We start from the raw sequence: 13,054 nt of genomic DNA on the forward strand, positions 1-13,054 counted from the left end.
CTTCTCTCCTTCCTCTTAAAACTTGTACCCTATTTTAAATTAACAGGCTGTAATCTCGAGTTAATCTTTTTGGGGTACCCTGTAGCTTGCAAGTGTTTGCAAAAGGCAAAAATGTAAGGCCAACGCAGATTTTGACCTTGGAAATCTTGAAATAAAACTGCCTTGGTTATCAGTAAATCGACAGCTAAGCGAATCGCTCAAACAAGGGAGAACTATGATACGCCCTCTACCTTTGTTAGCAATGCTCTGCACTGTGGCCCTTGCCCAGGCCCTTGGGTGGGGATCCCTGAGCTCGGTCTGGGCCAAGCCATCTGGGGCGTTGCGTTTGTACACTTCCCAACCTGATGCAGACGCTCAGAAAACCGTGTCTGCGTTTCGGGAAGTTTATCCAGAAGTTTCGGTAGAGATCTTTCGCTCCGGCACCGAGGAGGTGATCAGCCGCTTTTTGCTGGAAGCGGAAAAGGGTAGTCCCCAAGCCGATGTGCTGCTGGTGGCCGATGCGCCTACTTTCGAGTTGCTGAAATCCCGCAATTTGCTGGAGTCCTACTGCAGTCCCGAGGCCAAGGCCATCGCTGCCACCTACTACGACCCAGAGTGTCACTACTTCGGCACCAAGATCTTGGCTACAGTGATCGTCTATAACACTGCCAAAGCCCAGCCCATTGACAGTTGGGCGGCTCTAGCCCAGGTTCCCCAAGGCCAGGCAGTGATGCCCAGCCCCACCTATTCGGGTGCTGCTGCTTACAACTTGGGAGTTATCACCCGCACCCCTGGCCTGGGCTGGGAGTGGTACGAAGCTCTGAAAAAGAATAAAACCGTGCTGGTGCAAGGCAATGGCGCTGTGGCCCGTAACGTCGCTAGCGGTGAACAGAGCTACGGCATGGTGGTAGACTTTCTTGCTATTCGCAGCCGCAACGAGGGATCCCCAGTGGAGGTGGTTTATCCCAAGGAGGGCGTGCCAGTGATTACCGAGCCGGTGGGAATTGTCAAAGGAACGCCTAACTTGGAAGCTGCCCAGGCTTTTGTGGACTTCTTGCTGTCTCAGAAGGGACAGGAGGTCGCTGCTGAGATGGGCTACATGCCGCTGCGGCAGGATGTGACGCCGCCAAAAGGTTTCCCCGCTTTGAGCGAGCTGAAGATCTTGAGCGCCCCGGCAGCGGAGTTGGCCGAAAGCCGCGAGGCCGACAAAGCCCGCTTTGCCAAGTTGTTTGGGGAATAGGTGGGATCCCTTGGGCGTCAGCAAAGGCGTGGTCTAACGTTTCTGGGGGAGGGCTTGAGTAAAGGGTTAAGGCACCCCATCATCCCCTGGCTGGTAGCCGTAGCGTGCCTTTTGACTTTGACCCACGCTTATCCCCTCTGGAAGCTGTTGCAGCGAGCCTTGAGCAGCGAAGGGGAAGGGCTTTCCTTTGAGAACATCCGCTGGTTGCTGGAAACGCCCCGCGTCCATCTGGCGCTGGGCCACAGCCTTTGGGTGTCGGCGGTCTCAGCCGCATTAGCGCTGGTCGGCGGCCTGGTGCTGGCGGTGCTCACCACCCAGACAGATCTGCCGGGCCGCGGCATCCTGCGGGTGCTCTTTTTATCTCCCCTCGTGGTTCCGCCCCAGGTTTTGGCCTTGGCCTGGATCCAATGGGCCGGGCCGGTGGGCTATTTGCAGCAGGGGCTGCGCTGGATTTTGGGGAAGCAGGGATCCCTGTGGAGCTTCTACACGCCGGGGGGGATCATTCTGCTGCTAGCTCTTTTTGTGCTGCCAATTGCCTACCTGACGCTGGTGGCGGGCTTGAGCCGGCTCTCCAAGCAAGCTCAGGAGGCGGCCCAACTGGATGGGGCAAACCTGCTGCAGGTTTGGCTCTTCATCACCCTGCCCCTGTTGCGGCCCTCTGTGGCAGCAGCGGCGGCGCTGGCTTTTCTGGGGGCCTGGGGCAATTTCGGGATCCCGGCCTTGCTGGGGATCCCAGGACGCTACCTGACTTTGCCCACCCTGCTGTACCAAGAGGTGATCAACTTCGGCGGGGATGGGTTTGGGCGCAGCGCGGCGCTGGCGTTGCTCTTTGGCCTGCCGGCCCTCTTCTTTTTGGCCTGGTCACAGCAGCCTCAGGCGGGGCTGGATCCAGGCGAGGCCCCTCCGGATCCCTATCGCTTGGGCTGGCTGGGTTGGCTGCTCAGCGGGATCCTCTTCGCCGCAGCCTTGCTGCTCATTCTCGGGCCTTTGCTGGCCATGGCTGCAACTGCCCTGCTGCGGGCCTATGGCCTGCCCTTAGTCTGGTCTAACCTGACGCTGGAGCATTTCCGCCTGGTTCTTTTTGAGCTGGAGCGGGCCCGCCGCGCCACGCTGCACAGTTTGGGCTTGGCGGGAGGAGCAGCGCTGCTCTGCAGCGGGATGGCGACGATCTTGGGCTATGCCCTGACCCGGTTGAAAGTACGGCTGCTGGCGCTGCTCAGCTTCCTCGTGGACTTGCCCTATGCCCTGCCGGGCCTGATTTTTGCGTTGTCCCTCATTTTGGTGTGGTTGCCCCCGCCCCTGCCGGGGCTGAGCCTCTACGGCACCCTAGGGCTGATCCTGATGGCCTATCTGGGACGGTTCTTGGCCCTGGCGCTACAACCACTGCAAGCTGCTTGGCGCAGCCTGGACACCAGCCTAGAGGAGGCAGCCAGCCTGGATGGGGCTTCTCTGCTGCAAACCTTTCGCCACATTCTGCTGCCCCTGCTGGCACCGGCCTTAACGGCAGCGGTGTTGCTGGTGTTTTTGCAATCTTTTGCCGAGCTGACCCTCTCTGCCCTCTTGGTAACCTCCCGCTCGGAAACCTTTGGGTGGCTCATCTTTGGCTTGCAACAAGGGGGCTACACCCACCAGGCGGCGGCCCTGAGCACCCTGCTGCTGATCGTCCTGTTGGGTCTAGCCGCAGGGATCCAGGCGCTGCGGCGGCAGGTCGGGCAGCCTTGAGCAGGGGATCCCACCAGATCCTTCACGGATGGGGGTCGATGGTGGTGGTGCGACGGATGGGTTGCCCCTTCAGGTTCCAGGTCTGGCCTTGTTGGGTGGTCACCTGGCCGGAATAGTCCCCTTCCACCCCTTGACCGGGGGATCCCTGGCCGGAATAGGTGCCACTAGCCGCTCTGCCGCCTGGCCCGCTGCGCGTGTAGGTGCCAGAGTGGGCGCGCTGACGGGGGCGAGCCTGCGCAAAGGGAGCAAGCGCCATTAGTAAAGCAGTAACCAATAACAGGCAAAAGCTTGCATTTTTCATCATTTTCATGTTCGAGACCCCTTGAGAAATTGCCAATCATAACCTGGGCTGGGCGCTCATTTCATCTGACTCTGACTGCGGCCTGAGGGTTCACTTTCTGGGGGGATCCCGGCCAGATATAACCTGCTCTTAATGTCGGTGCAGTATTCTCGGATGTGCCTTTAGCGAGTGCAACTGCCTTTTTCTATGAACACCCGTCGTACTTTCCTGGCTTTCGCCGCTGGCTTGGTGGCTGCCTTCCTGGCTGCCGACAGCTTTGCCCAGTCTCCTGCCAACGTCAAAGTTTGGATTGCCTTTACCGATAACCGTCTCGATTGGGCCCGCGCAAAAGCGGCGGAGTTTAACAAGCAATTTCCTCAATACAACGTAACCGTTGAGGGCTACGGCAACTACGAAGAAATTCAACAGGCTACCGACCTCGCTATTCAACAAAATGCCGCTCCGGCGGTGGTGCAGTGGTTTGAGGTGGGCACCCAACGGGCACGGGATTTCGGCTACTTCAAGTCCATCGCCGAGGCGCTGGGCAACCGCACCGAGGTGAACGGGATCCCGGTGAACTTCGACGATTTTATCGAGCCGGTGGTGAGCTACTACACCCTGGATGGTAAGTTCACCTCCATGCCTTGGAACAGCTCCAGCCCCATCCTCTATTCCAACACCGCCATTTTGAAGAAAGCTGGGATCGAGAAGCCACCGGCCACCTGGCAGGAGCTGGAAGCCGCCTGCGAGAAGATCATGGCGCTTCCCGATGCGCCCCAGGGCTGCGTCACCTGGCCCAACCACGGCTGGTTCTACGAGCAGTGGATGGCACAGCAGAATGCTCTCTTGGCCAATAACGAAAATGGCCGCGCCGCTCGGGCTACCCAGGTCTTTTTGGACTCGGAGCCCTCGGTAGCCATCGCCACCTGGTGGAAAGGGATGTACGACAAACGCTACTACATCTACAGCGGCAAGCAGCGGGATTGGGCGGCCACGGAGCAAGCCATCCAAACCGGCACCGTCGCCATGGCCATCACCAGCAGCGCCGATGCGGCCAACATCACCAACGCCGCCAAGCAGAACAACATCGAGCTGGTCACCACCCGCATGCCCTACAACGCCGACAAGGGTTGGACGGGGAACTTGATTGGGGGCGCCAGCCTTTGGTTGGTGAAGGATCTGCCCAAAGAGGTGGAAGAGGGGGCACTGACCTTCATGTTGTGGCTGAATAGCACCGAAAATGCTGCCGAGTGGCACAAGGTAACTGGCTATCTGCCCATTCGCAAAAGCTCGGTAGCCTTGCTGGAGTCGCAGGGCTGGTTCAAGGAAAACCCCAACTTCTTCACTGCCATCGACCAAATCAACAACTCCAAGGTCACCCCTGCCACCCGTGGGGCGTTGCTGGGAGCCTTTCCTGAGATTCGCAACGTGGTGACCCAAACCATGGAGGATCTCATGCTCAAAGGCGGGGAGCCGGCCCAGGCCATGGCCAAGGCCAACGAGGAGGCCAACCGCCTGCTGGCCGAGTACAACTCCCTCTATCAGTAATTGGCCGGTAGCTGGGATGCTGTCGGATTGACGGCGAAATCCGAAGATGGGGAGTGGGCAGCTGCCTGCCCCTTTCTTGGCTTTTACAAGGTTAGAGGGGAAAGAGAACATGGGGGAATGGATGCAAGTGCTGGTGCCACTGCTGGCAGGGTTGTCAGGGGCCCTCTGGGTGGGATCGCGTTTTCGGCGCATCGAGCGGCCTGTGCTGCTGGGGGCGGCTCTGGGGGGTCTGGCAGGAGGGTTGGGATCCCTGATCTTCATGGTGCCGCTGGATTTTTGCACCTTTGCGCCGGAGCGCAAGGCCATCGACCTCGCTTTTGGCGTGGGGCTGGTGCTGGCGGGCATGGCCATCCCCCTCTGGCCGCTGCTGGCGTGGGTCGGCAAGGAGCGGAAGCGCCGCCTGGGGATCCCCAGTGCAGCCCCCCAAGAGAGGGGTATCTTCAAGCAGGGGTGGCTGGCCTGGCTGCTCTTGTTGCCCACCTTCACCATTTTGGTGGTGTTTCTCTACTATCCAGGGCTGGATACCCTGCGCCTTTCCACTCTGCTCACCTTTGTGGGTGCACCGCGCAGCCGCTTTGTCTGTGTGGATAACTTTACCGCTCTGCTGACAGATTCCACCTATCTGCGCAGCCTGGGGATTACCTTTGCCATTTCGGCAGCTATCGTGGTGCTAGGGCTGAGCGGATCCCTGTTGATCGCCACGTTGCTCTACCAGCCCATTCGCGGAGCGGCGATCTATCGCATCTTACTGATCTGGCCCTATGCCATTTCGCCAGCAGTGGCCGGCATCATCTTTTTCATCATCTTCAACCCCTTGGGCGGTGTAGCCAACTACTTACTAGGGCTGGTAGGGATCCCACGTTTGAACTGGCTGAGCGATCCCAATTTAGCCCCTTGGGTGGTGATCTTTGCCAGTGTTTGGAAGCAGATGGGCTACAACATTTTGTTTTATTTGGCTGGGCTGCAAAACCTGCCTAAAGATTTGCAGGAGGCGGCTGCCATCGATGGGGCAGGGGCCCTTCGCCGCTTTTTTGCCATCACCCTACCGCTGCTTTCCCCCATCACCTTCTTTTTGGTGATCACCAACATGACCTACGCCTTTTTTGATATTTTTGGCACCATTGATCTGCTGACTGCCGGCGGCCCTTCCGGATCCACCTCGGTGCTGATCTACGAGATCTACAAAATCGGTGTATCGTCGGGCAATTTGGGCAGAGCAGCCGCCCAATCAATTGTGCTCTTCTTAATTGTGGTGGGCCTGACGATCCTGCAATTCCGCACCACCGAGCGTCATGTAACGTATGGAGGATGAGAGTTGAGAGCCCCGCTCCCAGAGGAGAGGGGCTAGGGACGAGGGCTGGCCTTTTTTGAGAGAGAGCAAAATCTAGGACTCGTCGGCGTCCGAAGGCTCAGAAGGGGCAGACAACTCGCGCCACTGCTTGAAAACATTGCCTAGGTTGCGGCGGAACTCGCCAATTCCCAGCAGGGATCCCGGCTCTGGATCCCAAGAAGCCGAGAACACGCCGTAGCTAATACCCAAAAAGCCAAGGCCGAAAAAGGCCAGCGACTCCACCAGGGTAAAGTAAGGTGGCAGAGCCACCACATGGTTGGTTAAGAGATAGTAATTGACAAAAAAGCTGCTCAAGCCAAGGCCAGAAGGGATCCCGGAAAAGACCAAGATCCGCCGCACCATGCGCCGGCTCACCTCCGGAGGGATAACAGCAACCGGCTCTCTTTGGGTCGGCTGCTTCTCCACCTGAGCAGGGGTAGGGCTGGAGCGGCGGCGGGAGGCTTTGGAATAGCGGCTGGACTTGCCCACGAAGGTAGCTCTCCAACAGCGATTTAGCTAGCTGCCTACTTTCTCACGCGGATGTTCAACCGTTCGGCCAGCTCCCGGAAGCGGTCGGGAGAACGTTTGGCAATGTAGTTGAGCAGACGCTTGCGCCGACCGATCATCATCATCAGGCCGCGGCGGGAGTTAAAATCTTTCGGGTTTTTCTGAAGGTGCTGCGAGAGTTGGTTGATACGGCTGGTTAGAAGAGCAACTTGTACCTCCGCAGAACCGGTGTCGGTGTCGTGAAGTCGGTAGGTCTCGATAATCTCCTGCTTTTCTTGCTGCAGTAAGGCCATAAGTTCACAAAAACTGGATGCACTGCCTCAGAATGATAACATCGGCTTTTCGTCCTTTGCTATAGCCGGGTTAGGGGGAGAATAAGGAGATGACGACAACTTCTGGGGATCTGCCGGCCTTGCTGGAGCTGTTGAGCTCTCAGAACTTGGGGGATCGGCTGCGCGCCGTCAACAAAGCCAGAGAGCTCCCCCCGACCGCAGCCTTGACACTGTTGCAGCGAGCTGTAACCGACGAGAATGCCCGCGTCCGCTATGCCGCCATCAGCCAATTGGGCACCCTCTCCGGCGAAGGTGTCGATCCGGCTGCCCTTTTGCCGATTCTGCGACGGTTTTTGCGAGAGGATCCCGAGTTCGATGTGCGGGCTGCCGCCGCCGCCGCCCTGGGGGATCTGAAGCAGCCGCAGGCCCTAGACGATCTGCTAGAAGCCTACCAGCGAGAGACGGAGTGGCTGGTGCGCTTTAGCATTGTCGCCGCCCTGGGCGAGCTGGGTAACCCCGCCGCCTTCGATACCCTAGTGCAGGTTTTGCAGGAAGAAGACGAGCTGCTGACAACAGCCGCCGCCGCTGCCCTGGGAGATCTAGGGGATCCGCGAGCCATCCCCCATCTGGAGCCCCTCATCGATTCGGACGACTGGCAGTTGCGCTACCGCGTCTGCATTGCCCTAGCCCAGCTTGGCACCGAGGCAGCTCGCCCTGGCTTGACCCGCTTGGCTCAGGATCCCCAAGAGCAGGTGGCCGCCCACGCCCGCGCCGCCCTAGCATCTCTGTAGGCAGCCCACCTCTTGACACTCAGACAGGCTTTGCTCCCCAGCAGATACGAGCTAGCTCATGGCGTTGATGATGTAATCAAAGTAGGGAGCGGCCTCGGCGGCGGAGTCGGGATCCAGCAGGCTGAGGGCTGCTTCCTTCAAGAACACGATCGCATCGATCATACCGGCAATGGGCACGTTGAGGGCATTGTACATCTCCCGCACCCCTATCAGGCCGATGGACTCGATCGGCTCCTTGCTGCCAGCAATGATGCCATAGGTCACCAGACGTAGATACCAGTCGTAGTCCCGCAGGCACTGGTTGTAGCGCTTTTCGCCGTAGGCATTGCCGCCGGGTTGTATATATTCGGGTCGCTTGGCAAATAGCCGCTTTTGGGCCTCGTCGATGATGCGCTTTTTATTTTCTGTTAGCACCTGAGCGATTTGCAGACGCCTCTCGCCGCTGCTCATGTAATCTTTGATAGCTTCCAGTTCGCTGACTGAGAGGTAACGCAGTTGGTCATCCGCAGTCTCGATGATCTGGTTGATCACGCTCACGGTAGGGATTCTCCTGTTTTGTAACGCTCTTTCAATTCACTTAATCAAGCCAGCCCAGCAACCCATCCCCCTAGCCAAAGGCTGGCCCAGAAGATGAGAAGACAACTTAGCAAGCTAACTGCTCCCAGTTTAGGATAGGACAGACCTTCCCTCAAGCACCTGGCCCAGCCGGCAGACCGGCTCTAAATCCGGCCCCGCAGCCATTGGGCCATCTCGTTGCGCCGTGGAGCCGCCTCCAGACACACCTCCTCAGTAATCCGTCCCTCCTGGTAGAGCCGAAACAAAGACTGATTCATGGTACACATGCCCTCGTAGGAGCCGTCGGCAATCAGCTCCTCAATCTCGTCCACGGCGCCCCGCTTGATGTAGTCGCGGATAGCATCGGTGTTGCGCATGATCTCGTGGGCCGCCGTCCGCTTACCATCGGTGGTGCGCACCAGCGTCTGGGCAATAATTGCTACTAGAGTCTCCGCTAGTTGCAGACGCATCGGCTCCTGCTCCTCCGGCCGGTAGATCCCCAAGAGACGCTCGATGGTGCGGACGGCACTGTTGGTGTGCAGGGTTCCGAAGACCAAGTGGCCAGTCTGACCAGCCTTCAGAGCCGTATCCACCGTTTCCCGATCCCGCATCTCCCCAATCAGGATGATGTCTGGATCTTCGCGCAGCGAGGCCTTTAGGGCGTTGGCAAACTCCAGAGTGTGGATCCCAACCTCCCGCTGCCGCACCATCGATTTCTTGCTTTGGTGGACGAACTCGATGGGATCCTCAATGGAGATGATGTGCTTGGCGAAGTTGGAGTTGATGTAGTCCACCATCGCCGCCAGAGTCGTGGACTTACCGGAGCCGGTGGGGCCAGTTACCAGAACCAGGCCCTTGTGCTCTTCGGCAATGCGCTTCAACACCTCCGGCGCTCGCAACTGCTCCAAGGTCAAGATCTTGAGCGGGATCAGACGCATCACCATCGCCGGCCCCAGCAGGGAAACAAAGCAGTTGACCCGGCAGCGCACCAGGCCTTCGTACTGGATAGCGGTATCCAGCTCCAGGCACTCCTCAAATTGCCGGATTTGGTTTTCCGGCAGGCTTTCCCGCAGCCAGCCATAGAACATCTCAGTAGTGGTGACCGGGTAGTTACTCAAGACCATTTGCCCCCGATCCCGGAAACGGGGCACCTCTCCCACCCCTAGGTGAATATCCGAGTAGCCTTTTTCGTAGGCTTCCTGCACCAGTTGGCGCAGCGTCGGGCCAGCGGGGGCAGACTTAGGAGCAGCGGCGGCCACCGGGATCCGTCCAGCAGCCGTTGGTCGAGCCGGCGGCCCAAAAGGCGGAGCAGCCGGACTGGGGCTGGGGGGAGACACCTGAGGCCGGGCGGCAGGAGCTGGAGCGGGCGGTGGCATCTGCGAGGCAGTTGCAGGGCCAGGCATGGGCACTGGCGTCTGAGGCGGAGCGGCAGCCACACCCGGTGGAACGGGTCGACCCAAGATGGGTTTGGGAGCACTGGTGGCAGGACGCGATCTAAGCCCTTGAGGGGGAGAGGCAGCCAGTACCGGATCCAACTGGGTTGGGGGCTCCACCGGCGGCGTCTGCGCAGCCTCCCGCGCGGGGCGCTGGATATCAGGCGGGGTCGGCGGCTTCCAACCGGAGTCTAAGTCAGTGGGAAATTGGTTCTCAGGGCTGACCTCGCTCATAACAGGCCTCGCTTCTGGCAGGATCTGCGTCGATTTTAAGCTAGTATGCCCAGCTTGAGCAGAGGGTTAGCTTTCTTGCCGGCAAAGCGCTGCGGGATCCTTAAAAGTTGGACGGGTGGCGAATGAGGCTCAAGAACTCCTCCCGCGTGCGGGGATCCTCCTGAAATACTCCTACCATGGAGCTGGTGACCGTCCAAGAGCCGGGCTTTTGCACCCCCCGCATCACCATGCACATGTGGGTAGCCTCGATAACTACCCCCACCCCATAGGGATCCAGCATGGTCATCAAGGCTTCCGCGATCTGGCGGGTAAGACGCTCCTGAACCTGCAGGCGGCGGGAGTACATCTCGACAATGCGGGCAATCTTGCTCAGGCCAACCACTTTTTGGCGGGGGATGTAAGCCACATGGGCCTTGCCGATAAAGGGCAACAGATGGTGCTCACAGAGGCTAAATAGGGTTACGTCCCGCAGCAGCACCATCTCGTCGTGGCCCTCGTCGAAGATGGCGCCGTTGATGAGATCTTCCAGGGACTGCTGATAGCCGCTGGTCAAAAACTTCAGCGCGGCCACCACTCGCTCCGGGGTTTTCTTGAGACCCTCCCGCTGGGGATCTTCCCCAATTCCCCGCAGCAACGTCTCCACTGCGGCCACCATCGCCGGATCCAGGCTTTCTGAGCCCCTGGGCTCTTGCTCTGCCGAGTGGGACAGATCGCGAATAACCCGAGACTTGAGGTTGGCTTTGTCGTTGAGTCGCAATTCGGCACCGGATCCAGGCTTGGCAAGAGTCATAGCAGGATATTCCTTTGGTTGAACGAAGGGTTGAAGGAACTTGTCGAGGGAGACAGGGCCGGGAAACCCTCAAAACTGGGCTAGCAAGGCCACTCCAGGAAGAGCCAGCCTAAAAGGCCCCCGCCGCCGGCATGAGGGTGAGATCTTCCACCACAGCACCCCTGGGCAGGCGAACGAGATAGGCAATCAAGTCCGCCACCCACTCCGGCGAGAGCATTTGGGAACGGTCGAAATCGACCTGAACTGTGTCCCAAAGGGGGGTATCCACAGCTCCGGGACACAGGCTGGTCACCCGAATGCCATGCTGCCGTTCCTCTGCGGCCAGGGCTTGAGAAAAGCCCAGCAGGCCAAACTTGCTGGCGCAGTAGGCCCCCCAATTGGGAAAGGCTCGCTTGCCCGCAATGGAGATAATGTTGACAATCGTGCCGCAGCGCTGCTGGCGCATCCCGGGCAGAACGGCTTGGGCACAGAGAAAAGCTGCCGTCAGGTTCAAGTCGATCACTCGCTGCCAATCGGACAAAGATAAGGTGGCCAAAGGCCCAACCTGGGCTATGCCGGCGTTATTGACCAAGACATCACAAACACCAAATCGATCCAAAAGAGCTTGCAACCGCTGCGGTAGAGCGGGCAAGTCGGCCAAGTCGATGGGAAAAACCTCCGCCTTTCCTCCTTTTGCCTGGATCTCCGCCTGCACTGCCAGCAAATCGGGGTGGGAACGGGCAACCAAAGCAACCGCTATCCCTTCCTCGGCCAGTCTCAGAGCTACCGCTTTGCCGATCCCTCGACTGGCCCCCGTGATCAGGGCACGTTCAGGGAACTTTCTCTCAAAACTCATCCAGAACAGAGACCCTGGAAGGCGCTATCGAGAGCAAGCGCCGCCAAAGTCTGGGAAACTTCGTTAACTAAGTGTAACACTGATTTCTGCCACCCAAAACAAATGGTCGAAGCTGGGATCCCGACCCCTCTCTACCCCGAGCCGACCGGCCTCAACACAACTTGGGGTATGGTAGTCTGGTAAAAATAGTGAAAATCTTTTGCAACAATGGCCATGACCGAGTTCTTGGTTTCCTCAACGTCCACTGCTGCCCGGGCGGATTCTCCCTACATTCTTCAGGTTGAGGGCATTAGCAAGAGGTTTCCTGGCCAGCGGCAGTGGGTTTTGCAGGAGGTGGAGTTTCGCCTGCCTCAGGGAGACATTCTGGGGATTGTGGGCCCGTCGGGCTGCGGAAAAACCACCCTCTTGCGTACCATTGCCGGTTTTGAGCAGCCAGACAGCGGGCGGATCCTGCTGGGAGGACAGGTTGTGGTTGGGGATGGGCAGTGGATCCCGCCGGAGCGGCGGGGAGTGGGGCTGGTGTTTCAAGATTTTGCCCTGTTTCCGCACTTGGACGTGTTGGCCAATGTGATGTTTGGCCTCCGGTCCACCAACGCGACTGCGGCAGGGGCGCAGCGGAGCCATCACCCTCCCTTGACGGAGTGGCGAGGTACTGCCCAACAGGCGCGGGAACGGGCTTACGAGGTGTTGCGCTTGGTGGGCCTAGAAGGCTACGTCCACCGCTATCCGCACGAGCTCTCGGGCGGTCAGCAGCAGCGAGTGGCTCTGGCCCGGGCTTTGGCCCCCAGGCCCAGCCTGATCCTTTTGGATGAGCCGCTGAGCAACTTGGATGTGCAGGTGCGCTACTACTTGCGGGAAGAAATCCGCAAAATCCTCAAGCAAACCCAGACCTCGGCCATTTTCGTTACCCACGACCAGGAAGAGGCCCTCTCCCTTTCCGATTGGGTGGCGGTGATGCGGGAGGGCCGCATCGAGCAATGGGGATCCCCGGAGGAAGTTTACCGGGAGCCGGCTACCCGTTTTGTGGCAGAATTCATCGCCCAGGCCAACTTTCTGCGCTGTGAGCGGCGGGAGTCTGGTTGGCAAGCTAAGGAGCTGCTGCAGATTCCCTCCCAGTTTCTCCGAGATCAGCCCGATCCCCATCTGCGCGAGGGAGAGTTGATGATCCGGCAGGAGGAGTTACGTCTGCATCCGGATCCGCAAGGGAGAGTTACCATTCGGGATCGTCAGTTTTTGGGGCGGGAGTATCGCTATTGTCTGGTCACAGAGACGGGCAAGGAATTGCACGCCCTGGCGCGGGAAGCTTTGCCCGTGGGCACGCGGGTTCAAGTTACCGTCGAGCAGGGCCGTCTGTTCCCCCTTTCCCAACCTTAGGCAGTAGCGGGCCCCCAGCAAAACCGATCGGGAAGCAAGAGCTTTGCCTAGTGGGAATTGGCCTTCTCAGCCCAGACTCTGCATCCAGAGGATGGAGGGGCGATCTGTATTTGGTGTGGATCCGCTTTGTTGGACTCCGTATATAGTAGGAGGTGATGCGGGAT

At 59.0% G+C, this 13,054-nt stretch carries 13 protein-coding genes; 6 read left to right on the forward strand and 7 right to left on the reverse strand.

The window, feature by feature from the left end; all coding sequences use genetic code 11:
• The first annotated feature begins 241 nt into the window (after positions 1 to 241).
• Both NW852_RS07625 and NW852_RS07630 read left to right on the forward strand, forming a co-directional pair.
• Entirely contained in the window at positions 242 to 1,219 is a 978-nt protein-coding gene (locus tag NW852_RS07625) for an ABC transporter substrate-binding protein (RefSeq protein WP_414366746.1), read from the forward strand.
• Between the two features lie 117 nt (positions 1,220 to 1,336).
• Positions 1,337 to 2,941, forward strand: coding sequence for an ABC transporter permease (locus tag NW852_RS07630; protein ID WP_414398750.1), 1,605 nt, complete (start codon positions 1,337 to 1,339; stop codon positions 2,939 to 2,941).
• A 22-nt stretch (positions 2,942 to 2,963) separates the two neighbouring features.
• Here NW852_RS07630 and NW852_RS07635 read toward each other — a convergent pair whose 3' ends face one another.
• On the reverse strand, positions 2,964 to 3,197 hold the full coding sequence (locus NW852_RS07635; RefSeq protein ID WP_414366743.1) for a hypothetical protein: 234 nt from the start codon (positions 3,195 to 3,197) through the stop codon (positions 2,964 to 2,966).
• A gap of 231 nt (positions 3,198 to 3,428) precedes the next feature.
• Here NW852_RS07635 and NW852_RS07640 point away from each other — a divergent pair, with 231 nt between their 5' ends.
• Together NW852_RS07640 and NW852_RS07645 are read left to right on the forward strand one after the other, a co-directional pair.
• Positions 3,429 to 4,769, forward strand: coding sequence for an ABC transporter substrate-binding protein (locus NW852_RS07640; protein ID WP_414371233.1), 1,341 nt, complete (start codon positions 3,429 to 3,431; stop codon positions 4,767 to 4,769).
• Positions 4,770 to 4,878: 109 nt separating this feature from the next.
• A complete protein-coding gene (locus NW852_RS07645) occupies positions 4,879 to 6,081 on the forward strand; it encodes a carbohydrate ABC transporter permease (RefSeq protein WP_414371231.1) in 1,203 nt (400 codons plus the stop codon).
• Positions 6,082 to 6,153: 72 nt separating this feature from the next.
• On the opposite strand, the gene NW852_RS07650 is transcribed toward NW852_RS07645, so the two are convergent.
• Positions 6,154 to 6,588, reverse strand: a complete 435-nt coding sequence (locus tag NW852_RS07650; protein WP_414366575.1) for a photosystem II biosynthesis protein — start codon at positions 6,586 to 6,588, stop codon at positions 6,154 to 6,156.
• Between the two features lie 35 nt (positions 6,589 to 6,623).
• On the reverse strand, positions 6,624 to 6,899 hold the full coding sequence (gene rpsO / locus NW852_RS07655; protein ID WP_414366576.1) for a 30S ribosomal protein S15: 276 nt from the start codon (positions 6,897 to 6,899) through the stop codon (positions 6,624 to 6,626).
• An 89-nt stretch (positions 6,900 to 6,988) separates the two neighbouring features.
• Here rpsO and NW852_RS07660 point away from each other — a divergent pair, with 89 nt between their 5' ends.
• Positions 6,989 to 7,669, forward strand: coding sequence for a HEAT repeat domain-containing protein (locus tag NW852_RS07660; RefSeq protein WP_414371228.1), 681 nt, complete (start codon positions 6,989 to 6,991; stop codon positions 7,667 to 7,669).
• A 51-nt stretch (positions 7,670 to 7,720) separates the two neighbouring features.
• On the opposite strand, the gene apcD is transcribed toward NW852_RS07660, so the two are convergent.
• From apcD to NW852_RS07680, 4 genes are all read right to left on the reverse strand, one after another.
• Positions 7,721 to 8,206 (reverse strand): allophycocyanin subunit alpha-B, encoded by a 486-nt coding sequence (gene apcD, locus NW852_RS07665; protein ID WP_414371226.1) that lies wholly within the window; start codon positions 8,204 to 8,206, stop codon positions 7,721 to 7,723.
• Between the two features lie 182 nt (positions 8,207 to 8,388).
• On the reverse strand, positions 8,389 to 9,684 hold the full coding sequence (locus NW852_RS07670; protein WP_414371297.1) for a type IV pilus twitching motility protein PilT: 1,296 nt from the start codon (positions 9,682 to 9,684) through the stop codon (positions 8,389 to 8,391).
• 307 nt (positions 9,685 to 9,991) lie between these two features.
• On the reverse strand, positions 9,992 to 10,681 hold the full coding sequence (gene folE / locus NW852_RS07675) for a GTP cyclohydrolase I FolE (RefSeq protein WP_414335003.1): 690 nt from the start codon (positions 10,679 to 10,681) through the stop codon (positions 9,992 to 9,994).
• A gap of 109 nt (positions 10,682 to 10,790) precedes the next feature.
• Positions 10,791 to 11,516: an SDR family oxidoreductase gene (locus NW852_RS07680; RefSeq protein WP_414371223.1), complete on the reverse strand. Its 726-nt coding sequence runs from the start codon at positions 11,514 to 11,516 to the stop codon at positions 10,791 to 10,793.
• Between the two features lie 213 nt (positions 11,517 to 11,729).
• Between NW852_RS07680 and NW852_RS07685 the strand changes: the two genes are divergently transcribed.
• Entirely contained in the window at positions 11,730 to 12,890 is a 1,161-nt protein-coding gene (locus tag NW852_RS07685) for an ABC transporter ATP-binding protein (protein ID WP_414371221.1), read from the forward strand.
• Positions 12,891 to 13,054 lie beyond the last annotated feature (164 nt).

The organism is Synechococcus sp. H60.1 (assembly GCF_047462335.1).
Classification (GTDB): Bacteria; Cyanobacteriota; Cyanobacteriia; order Thermostichales; family Thermostichaceae; genus Thermostichus.